12 protein-coding genes and 3 tRNA genes are annotated in these 13,511 nt (G+C 66.4%); 8 read left to right on the forward strand and 7 right to left on the reverse strand.

Annotated elements, in window-relative coordinates:
* Nucleotides 1–35 precede the first annotated feature (35 nt).
* The gene (locus tag FQ142_RS14670) at nucleotides 36–527 is read left to right on the forward strand and encodes an inorganic diphosphatase (RefSeq protein ID WP_045254862.1); all 492 of its coding nucleotides are present in this window, start codon (nucleotides 36–38) and stop codon (nucleotides 525–527) included.
* 71 nt (nucleotides 528–598) lie between these two features.
* On the opposite strand, the gene FQ142_RS14675 is transcribed toward FQ142_RS14670, so the two are convergent.
* On the reverse strand, nucleotides 599–1,969 hold the full coding sequence (locus FQ142_RS14675; RefSeq protein WP_149423884.1) for a M23 family metallopeptidase: 1,371 nt from the start codon (nucleotides 1,967–1,969) through the stop codon (nucleotides 599–601).
* A gap of 209 nt (nucleotides 1,970–2,178) precedes the next feature.
* Between FQ142_RS14675 and FQ142_RS14680 the strand changes: the two genes are divergently transcribed.
* The 3 genes from FQ142_RS14680 (at nucleotide 2,179) to FQ142_RS14690 (ending at nucleotide 2,496) form a co-directional block, all read left to right on the forward strand.
* Nucleotides 2,179–2,251 (forward strand) — tRNA-Glu (locus tag FQ142_RS14680).
* Nucleotides 2,252–2,280: 29 nt separating this feature from the next.
* Nucleotides 2,281–2,354: transfer RNA gene (locus FQ142_RS14685), tRNA-Asp, on the forward strand.
* Between the two features lie 69 nt (nucleotides 2,355–2,423).
* Nucleotides 2,424–2,496 (forward strand) — tRNA-Phe (locus tag FQ142_RS14690).
* Nucleotides 2,497–2,660: 164 nt separating this feature from the next.
* Here the strand turns inward: FQ142_RS14690 and FQ142_RS14695 are convergent.
* Genes FQ142_RS14695 through FQ142_RS14715 form a run of 5 tightly spaced genes read right to left on the reverse strand, consistent with a single transcriptional unit; the run spans nucleotide 2,661 to nucleotide 7,323 of the window.
* Complete coding sequence (locus FQ142_RS14695; RefSeq protein ID WP_149423885.1) at nucleotides 2,661–3,266, reverse strand: TetR/AcrR family transcriptional regulator; 606 nt, start codon at nucleotides 3,264–3,266, stop codon at nucleotides 2,661–2,663.
* 29 nt (nucleotides 3,267–3,295) lie between these two features.
* Nucleotides 3,296–4,300: a glycoside hydrolase family 130 protein gene (locus tag FQ142_RS14700; protein ID WP_149423886.1), complete on the reverse strand. Its 1,005-nt coding sequence runs from the start codon at nucleotides 4,298–4,300 to the stop codon at nucleotides 3,296–3,298.
* Between the two features lie 14 nt (nucleotides 4,301–4,314).
* The gene (locus FQ142_RS14705) at nucleotides 4,315–5,145 is read right to left on the reverse strand and encodes a carbohydrate ABC transporter permease (protein ID WP_262492167.1); all 831 of its coding nucleotides are present in this window, start codon (nucleotides 5,143–5,145) and stop codon (nucleotides 4,315–4,317) included.
* Between the two features lie 8 nt (nucleotides 5,146–5,153).
* A complete protein-coding gene (locus FQ142_RS14710) occupies nucleotides 5,154–6,050 on the reverse strand; it encodes a carbohydrate ABC transporter permease (RefSeq protein ID WP_149423888.1) in 897 nt (298 codons plus the stop codon).
* A 4-nt stretch (nucleotides 6,051–6,054) separates the two neighbouring features.
* Nucleotides 6,055–7,323 carry an extracellular solute-binding protein gene (locus FQ142_RS14715; protein ID WP_149423889.1) on the reverse strand — a complete coding sequence of 423 codons (1,269 nt, stop codon included), beginning with the start codon at nucleotides 7,321–7,323 and terminating at the stop codon, nucleotides 6,055–6,057.
* A 238-nt stretch (nucleotides 7,324–7,561) separates the two neighbouring features.
* Between FQ142_RS14715 and FQ142_RS14720 the strand changes: the two genes are divergently transcribed.
* Entirely contained in the window at nucleotides 7,562–9,238 is a 1,677-nt protein-coding gene (locus tag FQ142_RS14720) for an amidohydrolase (RefSeq protein ID WP_149423890.1), read from the forward strand.
* 15 nt (nucleotides 9,239–9,253) lie between these two features.
* Here the strand turns inward: FQ142_RS14720 and FQ142_RS14725 are convergent, their stop codons facing one another.
* Entirely contained in the window at nucleotides 9,254–9,856 is a 603-nt protein-coding gene (locus FQ142_RS14725; protein WP_149423891.1) for a TetR/AcrR family transcriptional regulator, read from the reverse strand.
* Between the two features lie 103 nt (nucleotides 9,857–9,959).
* Here FQ142_RS14725 and FQ142_RS14730 point away from each other — a divergent pair, with 103 nt between their 5' ends.
* The 3 genes from FQ142_RS14730 to FQ142_RS14740 all read left to right on the forward strand — a co-directional run bounded on the left by FQ142_RS14730 (nucleotide 9,960) and on the right by FQ142_RS14740 (nucleotide 13,510).
* Nucleotides 9,960–11,384: an APC family permease gene (locus tag FQ142_RS14730; RefSeq protein ID WP_188042418.1), complete on the forward strand. Its 1,425-nt coding sequence runs from the start codon at nucleotides 9,960–9,962 to the stop codon at nucleotides 11,382–11,384.
* A 111-nt stretch (nucleotides 11,385–11,495) separates the two neighbouring features.
* Complete coding sequence (locus FQ142_RS14735) at nucleotides 11,496–12,689, forward strand: lipid-transfer protein (RefSeq protein ID WP_149423893.1); 1,194 nt, start codon at nucleotides 11,496–11,498, stop codon at nucleotides 12,687–12,689.
* Nucleotides 12,686–13,510 carry an SDR family NAD(P)-dependent oxidoreductase gene (locus tag FQ142_RS14740; RefSeq protein ID WP_149423894.1) on the forward strand — a complete coding sequence of 275 codons (825 nt, stop codon included), beginning with the start codon at nucleotides 12,686–12,688 and terminating at the stop codon, nucleotides 13,508–13,510. The genes FQ142_RS14735 and FQ142_RS14740 overlap by 4 nt, the downstream gene beginning before the upstream one ends.
* The last annotated feature ends 1 nt before the right edge of the window (nucleotide 13,511 follow it).

Genomic DNA, 13,511 nt, shown 5'->3' on the forward strand with positions numbered 1-13,511 from the left:
GCGGCATCCAACCGTCTTTTCTGAGGAGCACACGCATGGGCGCACACGACGCCGTCATCGAGATCCCGCGCGGCAGCCGCGTGAAGTACGAGGTCGACCACGAGACCGGACGAGTTCACCTCGACCGCGTGCTCTACACGACCTTCGGGTACCCGGCCGACTACGGCTACTTCGACAACACGCTCGGCGAGGACGGCGATCCGCTCGACGTGCTCGTGCTGCTCGATCACGCCATCTACCCCGGCGTCGTCGTCGAGGTCCGCCCCGTCGCGGTTCTCAAGATGAGCGACGAGGCCGGCGGCGACGACAAGCTGGTCGCCGTGCTGTCGAAGGACCCGCGCTGGGCCCACATCCAGGACATCGACGACATCGCCGAGTACACGAAGAAGGAGATCGCGCACTTCTTCGAGCACTACAAGGACCTCGAGCCCAACAAGTGGGTCAAGGTCGACGCGTGGGGCGACAAGGCTGAGGCCGAGCGCATCCTCGACGAGGCGATCGTCCGTTTCGGCGAGCAGGGTCACTGACCCGAGCAGCACGCAGAAGACCCCCGGTTCCGCTCAGCGGCCGGGGGTCTTCTGCGTGATCGGTGCGGGATTCAGACCGAGATGCCGCGGTCCGCGAGGAACGAGATCGGGTTCGTGTACTCCCCGTTGAGGTAGACCTCGAAGTGCAGGTGGCAGCCGACGGATGCTCCGGTGTTGCCCGCGTAGGCGATGACCTGGCCGGAGTTCACCCAGGCGCCGTTGCGCACGGCGAAGCCGCCGTCTCTGATGTGCGCGTAGCCCGAGGAGACTCCCCCGCCGTGCTGGATGCGGATGTAGTTGCCGTAGTTGCCTCGGGGGCCGGCGTAGTCGACGGTGCCGGACTGCGCGGCGTAGATCGCGGCCCCGCAGCCGTTCGCGAGGTCGACGCCGTAGTGCCAGCCGGAGCACGCCGCACAGGGCTTGGGCCGCGGGCCGTATCCGGCGCTGCGGTGACCACCGTGCGGGCGGACCCAGCCGCCGGTTCCGGCGGTACCGCCTCCGCCTCCGCCGCCGCCGCCGCCACCGTTGTCGTTGCCCGCTGCGGCCTTGGCGGCCTCTTCGGCCTCGCGGCGTCTGCGCTCCTCCTCGGCGACGCGCACGCCCTCCTGGTAGCCGGCCACGGTGGTGGCCGTGGCGTCCTTCAGAGCGGCGAGCTGCGCCTGCATCGTGGCGAGGTTGGCCGACTGCTCGTCGAGTGCGGCCTGCGCGGCATCCGCTGCGGCCTGCGCCTCGATCATCTTCTGCTCGGCGATCTTCTGCAGACGGTCGCGCTCGGTGCGGGCGACGTTGGCCTGATCGGTCAGCGACTGCGCGGAGTTGCGCGCGGCGACCGCGTTGTCGTGCACCGTCTGGTTGTACTGGTAGACCTTGTCCATCGTGCCGAGGCGCGAGAGCAGCTCGTCGGCGTTGTCGGCGGACCCGGCGAAGAAGAGCTCGAGCGCCGTGTCGTCGCCGCCGTTGCGGTACAGCTGGGCGGCGAGCTGTGCAGCCTTCTTGGTGGCGTCGTCGGCGATGACGGCCTGAGCGTCTGCCTGCGACTGCAGCTCCTCGGCGACGGCGATCGAGTCGAAGTACGCCAGCTGGGCGGTGTTGTACTCCTCGCCCGCGAGGATGGCCTTGGCCTGCGCATCGGCGACCCGCTGCGTGAGCGACTGGATGAGCCCCTCGATGCGCGTCACCTCAGCGGCCTTCGAGGACTGGTTGTTCATGGCGTTCTGCACGTCGTCCCAGCTGGGGTACGACGCGGCATAGGCGGCGTTCACACCGGAGGTGACGCCGAATGCGCTGAGCGCGACGACGCTGAGCGCGCCGAGAGTCAGGGCACCGCGGCGGCTGACCGCGCCGTCCTTCCAGAACGCGCGACTTTCCGCGGGCGTGGGCGCGCAGCCGCAGTCGTCGGATGCCGCCGCAGCAGCATCCGTCGGAGAGTGCTTGTCGTTCACACGGCCCCTTCCGCCGGTTTCACAGATGCCACACTAACAACATCAGTCACATCCGCAACAGGTGGCGGGTGACATCAGCGGGCACAGCGATGACCCCATGTTCCTCCCGAACACGCCCGGGGGACAGCAGGCTCGCCCTCGATTCGCGTTTTGCTCGAATCTTCCCTTATGCTTGAGCGTCGGCAAGGAAGTCCACCGGGACAGACTTCGGCCCCATCGTTTAGCGGCCTAGGACGCCGCCCTTTCACGGCGGTAGCACGGGTTCGAATCCCGTTGGGGTCACTCCTTCCGATACAATTGAAAACAAGTATGGCCCTGTAGCGCAGTTGGTTAGCGTGCCGCCCTGTCACGGCGGAGGTCGCGGGTTCAAGTCCCGTCAGGGTCGCTCTAAGCGATGGGCTCTTTTCTTCGAGAAGGGCCTTTCGTCTAGGTGCGGCAGGTTCGCCGGTCGCACGGCTCTGTAGCTCAGTTGGTAGAGCGCACGACTGAAAATCGTGAGGTCACGGGATCGACGCCCGTCGGAGCCACAGGGTGATCATTACAGTCACCTTAGGAACCCTCGCCTAGCTTCTACATGGCGGGGGTTTCCGCTTTTTCCCGGTGGTCTGACAGTCGTTCACCCCGACCTCGTTGACTGACTTGCCTGCCCCTCCGGTGATGGTCGTCACAGCACGCGGCCGCGCAGTCGCGGTCAGTCGTCGCTGAGCATCGAGCGCGCGATGCGTCGCCAGGCCGGGAGATGGGGGTCCGTGGCGGGATCACGTGGGGCGAACGCGTAGGTCAGAGCGACTCCGCGCATCGCGTTGTGCAAGAGGGAGATGAGATCCGCGAAGCCCTCGTGCGACGCGTTCCGCTCTCCGAAGAGTCGGACGATGCGCGCGCGGTTGCGCTGACCGAGCGCCTTCTCCGCGGGCCGCAGCGCCGCTGCGAGATCGGGGTTGTGCTCGGCGCTGACCCATAGTTGCAGCGCCGCCCGAAAAAGGGGTTTGTGGAACGTCGACCACATGACGTCGATCGCCCCGTCGAGATCATCGACGGGGACGGCCTCGTCGTCGAGTTCGAGCCCCCCCTCGCGACGGTCGGCGAGATACTGCACCGCGGCGACGAGAAGAGTGTCCCGCGACGGGAACTGATGGAGCATACTCCCGCGCGAGACACCGGCGATCTCCTGGATGCGAGTGGTGGTGGTCGCCACGTAGCCTTCCTCGGCCAGGCAGGTCACCGCAGCCGTCAGGATCCGCTCGCGCGTGTCCCATGCCCGCTTTTGAACCGGAATGGCTGGGGTGTGAGACGACATGCGAGAAAGCCTAACCGTGCCGAGGTCCCTCAGGTGGTCGGCCTCTCCGATGCCGCCTGCTCGGGCTCCCGCAGCGCGCGGCCCCACGTCTCGGCCGGATCGTGGATCGCGACCGCCAGGGTCGTGTCGGACTGGCCGTAGTAGGCGAACCACTTGCCGTCGAACTTCACGAGTCCCTCCACGAAGGTCACGTTCGAGACGAGACCGTTCCTGTCCTCGAAGCTCTGCGGACGCAGCCACGGGTCCTGCATCTTGGCGATGACCTTCGTCGGCTCATCCGGATCGATCGCGATCTGCCCGCAGCGATAGTCGACGCCGGAGATGCCGTCGTCGTTCATGGTGACCGTCGCACCGTTGGTCAGCATCACGAGCAGGCCGTTGTCGGTGACGACCGGTGAGGTGCCGATCTCGACGAGCGTGTCGTCCCACGCGCCGGGCGTCGGGGAGTACATCGGCTCGGTGTCGGCGGTTCCGGGCGTCCAGTGGAGGAGATCGTCGCTGGTCGCCCAGTAGATCGCGCCCTCACCGAAGTACATCCACCACTTCCCGTGCATCTTCTGAGGCACGATCACACCGGCCTTCGACCAATTGCGGTCCCGGGGGAATGTCGTCTTGAAGGTGTCGAAGTCGTCGAAGAGGGGTCCGTGGCGCGTCCAGTCGCGCAGGTCGGTCGAGGTCGCGAGGCACAGCTGCGCGCTGTAACGGTTCCACCCCGTGTAGGTCAGGTAGTAGGTGCCGTCGATCAGGGCGATGCGCGGGTCCTCGCAGCCATACCGTTCGTAGTCCTCGGACGGCGAGAGGATCGGCGCGTCCTCGCGGGTGAAGTTCACGCCGTCACTCGATCGTGCGAGCCCGATGTGCGAGACGATGTCGTCGGCGTGGGCCCGGTACAGCAGCACCACCTCGTCGCCGTCGACGATCGCCGCCGGGTTGTAGAGGTTGCCCGACTCCCAGCTGTCGCCGCGCGGGCGGAGGATGGGATTGCCCTCGTAAGGGGTGAACGGTCCGAGGGGGAAGGTGGCTCCGGTGAACATGGTGGCCTTTCTGGCTAGCCTTTGACAGCTGCGCCGAGGTCGGTGGCTCGGAAGAAGCGCTGGAAGAAGATGAACAGGATGACGACGGGGAACGCGAGTGCCGTGGCGCCGGCGAGGATCGCACCGTTCGGGTTGGCGCTGGACTGCGTGGCATTGGTGATGTAGTTCGCGAGCGATACGGCGAGCGGCTGCAGCGAGACATCCTTCGTGATGAGGAACGGCCAGAGGAACTCGTTCCACGGCCCGATGAAGGTCACCAGAATGACCGTGACCAGAGCCGGCCGGATCAGGGGGATGGCGATGGAGAACAGCAGGCGGAGCTCCCCTGCTCCATCGATCCGTGCCGCCTCGAAGATCTCCACCGGCAGCGCCCGGAAGAACTGGGCGAAGATGAAGACCGCGGTGGTGTTGATGATGAACGGCAGCACCATGCCGAGATACGAATCGCCGAGGCCGTAGTTGCGGGTGATCTGGATGTAGAGCGGGATCATGAGCAGCTGGAACGGCACCATCTGCACGAGCAGCATGAGCACCCAGATCACGCCTCGACCGCGGAAGTCGAGACGGGCGATCGCATAGCCCGTGAGCAGCCCGAACACCACGGTGCCCAGCAGGACCGTGCTCGTGATGATGACGGAGTTGATGAGCGAGCCGACCAGGTCGATGCGGGAGTCGATCGCGAGGAAGTTGTCGAGGGTCCACCCGCTCAGCGGGATCAGCGACGTCGGGGAGTTCGTCGGGTTCTCCTGGAACGCGCCGACCAGCATGAAGTAGAACGGGAAGGCGAATCCGATGGCCGCGACCGTGAGCAGGATCGCGCTCAGAACGCGGGGGGCTGTCTTCATCCGGGTCATCATCGCTCCTTCGTCGCGCGCTGTGCGGCCAGCGACAGCACACCGACGAGGATCACGAGGACCATGCCGATCGCTGACGCGGTGTCGGGGTTCTGCTGCTGGATGCCCAGCTGATAGATGAGCAGCGCCGGCGTGGTCGAGGCGCCGTCGGGGCCGCCGCCGTTGGTGAGCAGGTAGGGCTCGGTGAAAAGGTTCGCGCCGGTGATGATCGCGAGGATCAACACGAGGGTCGTGGCGTTGCGCACGCCGGGGACCGTCACGTGGCGGAACCGCGTGAAGATGCCGGCACCGTCGGTCTCGGCCGATTCGTACAGCTCTTTCGGCACGTTCTGCAGTGCCGCGAGATACAGCAGGATGTAGAACCCCAGCTGCTTCCAGGTCACGTAGAGCGCGATCATCGGCATCGCGAGCCCGCTGTTCACGAGCCACGACGGGTCGGGCGCGAGCGGTCCGAGGATCGTGTTGACCAGCCCGCTGCCCGAGAACAGCAGCATCCAGACGCCGACGAGGGACACGCTCGCCGTGAGGTACGGCACGTAGAACGCCACACGGTAGGCCCCGGCCCAGCGGATGCCGCTGTTCAGAGCCGCGGCCAGCACGAGCGAGAGCACGACGGTCAACGGCACGTTGATCACGAGGAACACGAGCGTGTTCCTCAGCGCATCGAGAACCCGCGGATCCGTGAGCACGGTGACGAAGTTGTCGACGCCCACGAACGGTCGATCGACCTCCACACCGGGAGCAGTGAAGTAGTAGTCATGGAAGGCGATGTAGACCGCGAACCCCAGAGGGAAGGCGAAGATCGCGATCACGAAGATCAGGTAGGGCAGCGCGAAGAGGCCGCCGATCGGCTGCGCACCCAGCCAACGAGTGCGCAGCCGCCGGTTGTCGGTCATGTGATCACTCGGCGACGAGGTCGTCGATCTTGGCGGCAGCGTTCGCGAGGAAGTCGTCGACGGACTCCTTGCCGAAGATCACCGACGACGAGTACTCGTCGCGGAAGGTCTGCCAGACCTCGACCGAGTTCGGGATGCTGGGCACTCCGCGGGTGGCCTCCGACTGCTCGGCGAAGTACACCGATTCGGGGTGCGCGTCGAAGTACTCGGGATAGGTGTCCATCAGCGCCGTGCGCATCGGCATCTGTCCGCTCAGCTCCAACAGGCTCCCATCGCCCTCCTCGCTGGTCGAGAACTGGAGGAACTCCCACGCCGTGTCCTGGTTCTCACAGGCCGTGAACATCGACACGCCCTTGGAGTCGGCGAACGAGATGGGTGCCTCGCGTCCGTCGCTCGTCGGCACCGGCATGAAGCCCACATCCACGGCATCCCCATACGTCGGGATCGCCCAGGGGCCGCCGATCTGCATCGCGGTGGTGCCGACCACCATCGGGTTGTCGGTCGAGGTCTCGTTGGGCGCGAGCTTCTCGTCGTACATGGTCGCCCAGAACTCGGCCACCGCGCGCCCGGCATCCGAGTCGAACGTCGATTTCCCGTCTTCGACGAGCATCGTGCCGTCGGTCTCGGCCAGATAGAGCGGATAGAAATCGCCCCACGCCCAGTAGAACTCGCTGGTGGGCTTCGGCCAGATCGCGCTCCGCACGCCGGAGTCGACGAGCGTGCGCGCCCCGTCGAGGAACGCCTCGTGCGTCTGCATCTGCGGATCCTCCGGGTCGATCCCGGCCTGGACGAACAGGGCCTTGTTGTACATCACGACGATCGGGTTCGACTTCCACGGCAGCTGGTAGAAGCTCCCGTCGATCGCGTACGACTCCACGTCACCGCTGCGCTTCTCGATGTAGTCGTCACCGCCCTCGAGGGAGCTGAGATCGACGAGACCGCCCTGCTTGACCCAGTCCGACACGGCCGCGGGCGAGATGTTGTAGACGAGGCAGGGAGCTGTCCCACCCGTGATGGCGGCGGTGATGGCCTCCTCCGATGTCGATCCGCCGGGAAGCGGCTGCGCAGTGACCTGCTCATCGGGATGCTCGGTGTTCCAGGCCTCGACCATGGCCTCACCCCACGCCAGCTCCTGCGGGTTGTTCGAGAACCAGACATCGATGGGCCCCGTGGCTGCGGGCTGATCGGCACCGGTCGCGCCTCCCGTGGCCGAGCATCCGGTGGAGACCAATGCCAGCGCGCCGACGAGGGCGAGTGATCGGATCTTCTTCATTGTGTCCTCCTTGACACGTGGGTGCGCAACGATGCGCGGGTCTTGAGGGTGATGTGCGCTCGGGGTGTTCGCCGCACCAGCTCGGCCGCCTCGTGGGACTGCTCGATCTCAGCGTGACGGAACACCTTGAATTAGTCAAGCCTGACTATTTAACGCGAGACGCTCGACCGAACGGATGGCGAGAACCCCCCGGCCGCGATAGATTGTCAACTCTGTAAAATTTTTCCGAGAGGTGGACATGGACACTGTGCTGACGAACGCGAGGATCGTGACATCGGACGACAGGACGCCGCTCGCCGACACCCTCGTGATCCGCGAGAGAAAGCTCGTGTTCGTCGGGCGCGTCGAAGACTGGCATCCGGATGGCGACGTCACGGAGCACGACCTCGGGGGGAAGACCGTGCTCCCGGGGATCATCGACGCCCACACCCATCCGGCCATGGTCACGCACAGCGCCTGGCACGTCGCACTGCCGAAGACCGATGATCTCGATGAGATCCTTGATTTCGTGCGGGAGTACGCCCTAGCACACCCGGCGGCGGAGGTCCCGTTCCTCTACTTCGAGTACTACCCGAGCACGATCTTCGGCGAGCGCACACCGACGAAGGAACTCCTCGACACCGCGGTCTCCGATCGCCCCGTGCTCCTCCAGGACTTCAGCGAGCACGCGCACTGGTTGAACAGTCGGATGCTCGAACTGCTCGGCGTCACCGCGGAGACGCGCGACCCGGTGCCGGGACTCGAGATGTTCATCCGCGATGCGAAGGGCGAGCCCACCGGCCTCGCCCTGGAGATGGCCTACACACACTTCCTCGACCGGATGTTCGACACCCTCCAGTGGCGCCCTCCCGTCGTGACCGAGGACAGCATCGGCGAGTTCTTCGACTTCATGACCCGCCACGGTGTCACCGGGCTCTTCGAGGCGCTCATCGAGGACGAGGGGGCGCTCGCGAGCGTTGCGCGTCTCGATCGCTCGGACCGACTGCCGCTCGACTACGAGGGCGCTCCGCGGTTCCGCACGCTCGCCGACCTGCCCGACGCGATCGCGACCGCCCGCCGCTATGACCGCGACCACGGCAGTGAGCGGGTGCGCATCCGCACTCTGAAGCTGTTCCTGGACGGGACAAACGAGAACGGCAACAGCGCGGTCATCGAGCCGTTCGTGAACGACCCGGCGTCAGCCGACCTCGGACAGATGCAGATGGACTCGGATGAACTCGCCGAGTGCATGCTGATGATGAACCGTGAGCAGATCGATCTGCACATCCACCTGGTCGGCGACCGCGCCTTCCGCGAGGCCTGCGACGCGGTCGAGGCGGCACGAGGGCGCAGTGCCGCGGAGGGCGAGCCCTGGCGGCTCCAGGTCACCTTCGCCCACTGCGAGCTCATCGATCCCGCCGACGTCGGGCGCCCCGCCGCGCTCGGGATCATCGTCAACTGGACCCCCCACTGGTCCGGCGGCTACTTCGGCGAAGAGGCCAGATCGTATCTGGGCGATGAGCGCTGGAACCGGATGTACGACTTCACCGCGATCGCCGACAGTGGGGCGACACTGACCTTCTCGAGCGATGTGGTGACGAAGTACGAATCGAATCGCGGCAACCCGTTCTTCGGGATGCAGGTCGCGGTCACCCGTATCGATCCGGAGGTGCCCCTCGACCCGGCGCACTATCCCGGCAGCGTCCGCCCCAGCGCCCGGTCGCGTCTGACCATGGAGCGCCTCATCCGGGGATACACGATCGACGCGGCGCGGCAGTTGCGCATCGACGATCGGGTGGGATCGCTCGAGCCGGGGAAGGATGCGAACCTCGTGATCTTGAGCGACGATCCCTTCGCGGTGGATGTCGACAAGATCGCCCGCATCCGTCCCGTCACCGTGATGTACCGCGGAGACGTCGTCGCCGGCGCGATCTGACCACGCGTCGGCCGCTCACCCCTCGGTGGCCGTCTCGCTCGCCGTGGCGCGAGGAAACAGGGAGGAGGCGAGTCCGGTCAGTCGATCCGCACGCGCCCCTCGCGGATTCAGCAGATCCAGCATCAGCGCCCCCATCGACAACGCCATCAGCGCGTGCGCGCGCGTCGCCACCTCGGCGTCTGCGATCGTGGGCGAGGCGGCGCGTATGAGGCGAGCAACGTTGTCCTCGACGCGTGCATAGGTGGCGTGCGTGCGGGCTCGAATGCGTTCGTTCTTCCTCGATTCGTGGAGGAACGCGAGGATGATCGCATCATCCTCCTGGTAGACGAAGGAGCTCTCGAGAAATCGGCCGACGGCGCGCTCCACCTCGGCCGGCGGCTCCGTGACGCTGGTGGTCTCGTCGACGGCCACCAGATACTCGCCGACGGTCTCGTCCCACACCGCGTCGAGCACGGCGTCACGGTTGCCCAGATAGTGCCGGATGAGCGCCCGGCTCATCCCCGCCTCCTCGGCGATCCTTTCTTGGGTGGCACCGTCGACGCCGTACTTCGTGATCGCGCGCTTGGCTGCCGCGACGATCTGCGGTCTGCGTTCGTCGCTCAGATCTCGCCGCCCCATGGGATGTCTCCGCCCTGATCTCTTGATCGCGTCTGCCCGAAGTTATATTGTCAGCGTTGTAAAACTATTTGAGGCCATCGCAGGCCCCGAAGATGGAGGTCTCATGAGCGCTACCGCCCAGGAATCACCCGCCGTGGAGGGCTCCTTCCGTCGCGTGCTGAAGCTCCGTCACCTCGTGGCTTTCGGGTTGGCCTATCTCGCGCCGACCGTCGTGTTCAATTATTACGGCATCGCCACCACCGCGACCGGCGGGATGATGGCGCTCGCCTATCTGATCACGATGTCGGCGATGTTCTTCACCGCCTACTCGTATGCCCAGATGGTGAAGGCGTATCCGATCGCCGGATCGGCGTATTCCTACGTGCAGCGCTCCGTGAACCCCTGGTTCGGGTTCGGCACGGGCTGGATCATGCTGCTCGACTACCTGCTCCTGCCGATGATCTGCTACCTGCTGTTCGGCGTCTACATGAACGAATACGTCCCCTTCGTTCCCGTCTGGGGGTGGGTCGTGATCGCCGCCGCGTTCGGCGCGACCATCAACATCCTCGGCGCGAGGATCTCCGGCCGCCTCAATGTGATCGTGGTGAGTGCGCAGATCCTGTTCTGCGTGTTCCTTGTCGGACTGATCGTCACCTTCGTGGTGAACCGTGACGGCGCAGGCGGCCTACTGGTGCCGCAGGCCATCCTCGACGTCGCCCGCGTCGATGGCGGCGGACTGCTCTGGGCGGCGTCCATCCTCGCCGTGTCCTTCCTCGGCTTCGACGCGGTGTCGACCCTCGCCGAAGAGGCCGAAGAGCCCCGCAAGAACGTCCCCCGCGCCGTGCTCATCGTCTGCCTGGGCGCCGGTGCCGCATTCGCCCTGATCTCCTACTTCCTGCAGCTCGCCTGGCCCACTGCGTATCGCGACCTGGCAGATCCCGACGTGGGAGTCTTCGAGCTGCTGCAGCGGCTCGGCGGCGACGCCTTGGGCCTGACCTTCTTCGTCACCGATCAGTCCGCCACGATCCTGGCCGCCATGGCCGCCATCGCCGCAGTCTCCCGCCTGTTGTACACGATGGGCCGCGACCGGATCCTGCCGCAGCGATTCTTCGGACGCTTGTCCCCCCGCTTCGGCACCCCGGTGAACAACATCCTGTTGACCTCGGCCATCGCCCTGACCGCCATCTTCTACGCGGACAATCTCTTCGGCGCCGCCTCGCTCACCAGCTTCGGAGCGGTCACCGGCTTCATCATGGTCAACGTCGCCGTCATCGGCCACTACTTCATCCGGGAGCGCCGCCGATCGGGCGGAGATGTGCTGCGCTTCCTGGTGATGCCCCTCGCCGGCATCGCCATCAACGTCGTGCTGTGGATCGGCATCGACACCCACGCCAAACTTCTCGGCCTCGCGTGGCTCGGAGTGGGAGTGATCTATCTCGGTGTGATCTCCCGTGGATTCCGCAGCTACCCGCGACCCATCCGCGAGGAGGACGCGAGCGAGGATGCTGCAGATCACGTCTCCTCCCCGAACTCCACGCTCACGCCCTGACGGCGATGAGCGTGGGCTTCGCGAGCGACGCACCCACGATAAACAGTCAGACTTGACTAATTCTCTCGACGCGGTCATAGTGAGGAGGTCGGAACACAACGAGGAGTTCACGTGACCCACCGCAACCAGGTCGTCGTCGCAGGAGTGGGCATGGTGCCGTTCACCAAGCCGTCAGCGGGGGCGTCGTACGACACGATGGGTTCGGAGGCGACCGTCCTGGCACTGTCGGACGCGGGCATCGACTACTCATCGATCCAGCAGGCGTACGTCGGGTGGGTGTACGGCGACTCGACGGCCGGACAGGTGGCGCTCTATCGCGTCGGCCTGTCGGGGATCCCGATCGTCAACGTGAACAACAACTGCGCGACCGGGTCGACCGCCCTCTTCCTGGCCCGGCAGGCCGTCGAGAGCGGCGCGGTCGACTGCGCACTCGCGCTCGGCTTCGAGCAGATGACCCCGGGCGCCCTCCGCGAGACCTTTCAGGACCGCACGTCGCCGATGACCGCGCTGACCGACGCGCTCCCCCCTGGCTCCGAAGCCGACGGCGTCGTCGCCCGACTCTTCGGCGGCGCGGGTCTGGAGCACATGGAGCGCTACGGAACGTCCGCATCCACGTTCGCCAAGATCGCCGTCAAGGCGCGATCCCACGCCGCGAACAATCCGTACGCCGTGTTCCGGTCTCCTCTCACGGTCGAGGAGGTGCTGGCATCCCCCGCGGTATCCGACCCCCTGACGCGCCTGATGAGCTGCCCGCCGACGTGCGGGGCCGCGGCCGCCATCGTGTGCACACCGGAGTTCGCCGCCGCACACGGGCTGTCGACCGCCGTGACGATCCGCGCTCAGGCCATGACCACCGATACGGCCGAGACCTTCTCCTCGGGGGATCGCCGCGAGCTGGTCGGTGCGGGCATGACCCGACGGGCGGCACAGCAGGTCTACGAGGAGTCCGGTGTGGATCCGTCCGACATCCCCGTCGTCGAACTGCACGACTGCTTCGCGACCAACGAGCTGATCAGCTACGAGGCCCTCGGCCTGACGCCCGAAGGCACGGGTGCCGCGTTCGTCGACGACGGCGCCAACACCTACGGAGGCCGCGTCGTGACCAACCCGTCGGGCGGGCTGCTGTCGAAGGGACACCCTCTCGGCGCGACGGGACTCGCGCAGTGCGCGGAACTGGTCTGGCAGCTGCGCGGAACAGCCGGCGCGCGGCAGGTGGAGGGCGCACGCCTCGGACTCCAGCACAACATCGGCCTGGGCGGCGCCGCCGTCGTGACACTTTACGAACGACAGGGGACACACCGATGAAGCTGCAGGACAGAACCGCGATCGTCACCGGCGCGGGGCGCGGCATCGGCCGTGAGATCGCTCTCGGCCTCGCTCGAGAGGGCGCGCGCGTGATCGTGAACGACCTCGACGCCGGCCCGGCCGACGAGACCGCGGCCGCCATCCATGCCGCCGGCGGCTCCGCCGTCACGAGCGTGGGGTCGATCACCGACGCCGACGCTCCCGGTCGCATCGTCGACACCGCGGTCTCGCACTTCGGCGGCCTCGACATCATCGTGAACAACGCCGGATACACCTGGGACTCGGTCATCCAGAAGACCAGCGACGAACAATGGGAGGAGATGCTCGCGCTGCACCTCACCGCGCCGTTCCGTCTGCTGCGCGCCGCGCAGCCCGTGTTCGCCGCAGCGGCGAAGACCGAACAGGCCGAGACGGGGAGCGCGCGCTGCCGCAAGGTCGTCAACGTGTCCTCGGTCTCCGCCCTGTCGGGAAATCCCGGCCAGGTCGCCTACAGCTCGGCCAAAGCAGGGATCAGCGGACTCACGAACACACTCGCCCGCGAATGGGGCCGCTACAACGTCACGGTCAACGCCGTGGCATTCGGGCTCATCGCGACCCGCCTCACGGCCCCCGCAGACGACGACGCCGAGATCGACGTCGCCGGCTCCGCCATCCGCGTGGGCGTGAACCGTACCGTGCTCGACCGAGCCAGGGAGAGCATCCCCCTCGGTCGAGTCGGCACACCCGTCGACGCCGCCGGCGCCGTGCTGCTGTTCTGTCTGCCGGAGTCGGACTACGTCACAGGCGAGACCCTCGTCTGCGGCGGCGGCTGGCGCGGCTGAA

This window comes from Microbacterium sp. ANT_H45B (assembly GCF_008369345.1).
Classification (GTDB): domain Bacteria; phylum Actinomycetota; class Actinomycetes; order Actinomycetales; family Microbacteriaceae; genus Microbacterium.

Coding starts and splice junctions, on each gene's coding strand:
- FQ142_RS14670 (WP_045254862.1), top strand. CDS start 36: ATGGGCGCACACGACGCCGTCATCGAGATCCCGCGCGGCAGCCGCGTG.
- FQ142_RS14695 (WP_149423885.1), bottom strand. CDS start 3,266: ATGTCGTCTCACACCCCAGCCATTCCGGTTCAAAAGCGGGCATGGGAC.
- FQ142_RS14700 (WP_149423886.1), bottom strand. CDS start 4,300: ATGTTCACCGGAGCCACCTTCCCCCTCGGACCGTTCACCCCTTACGAG.
- FQ142_RS14705 (WP_262492167.1), bottom strand. CDS start 5,145: ATGAAGACAGCCCCCCGCGTTCTGAGCGCGATCCTGCTCACGGTCGCG.
- FQ142_RS14710 (WP_149423888.1), bottom strand. CDS start 6,050: ATGACCGACAACCGGCGGCTGCGCACTCGTTGGCTGGGTGCGCAGCCG.
- FQ142_RS14715 (WP_149423889.1), bottom strand. CDS start 7,323: ATGAAGAAGATCCGATCACTCGCCCTCGTCGGCGCGCTGGCATTGGTC.
- FQ142_RS14720 (WP_149423890.1), top strand. CDS start 7,562: ATGGACACTGTGCTGACGAACGCGAGGATCGTGACATCGGACGACAGG.
- FQ142_RS14725 (WP_149423891.1), bottom strand. CDS start 9,856: ATGGGGCGGCGAGATCTGAGCGACGAACGCAGACCGCAGATCGTCGCG.
- FQ142_RS14730 (WP_188042418.1), top strand. CDS start 9,960: ATGAGCGCTACCGCCCAGGAATCACCCGCCGTGGAGGGCTCCTTCCGT.
- FQ142_RS14740 (WP_149423894.1), top strand. CDS start 12,686: ATGAAGCTGCAGGACAGAACCGCGATCGTCACCGGCGCGGGGCGCGGC.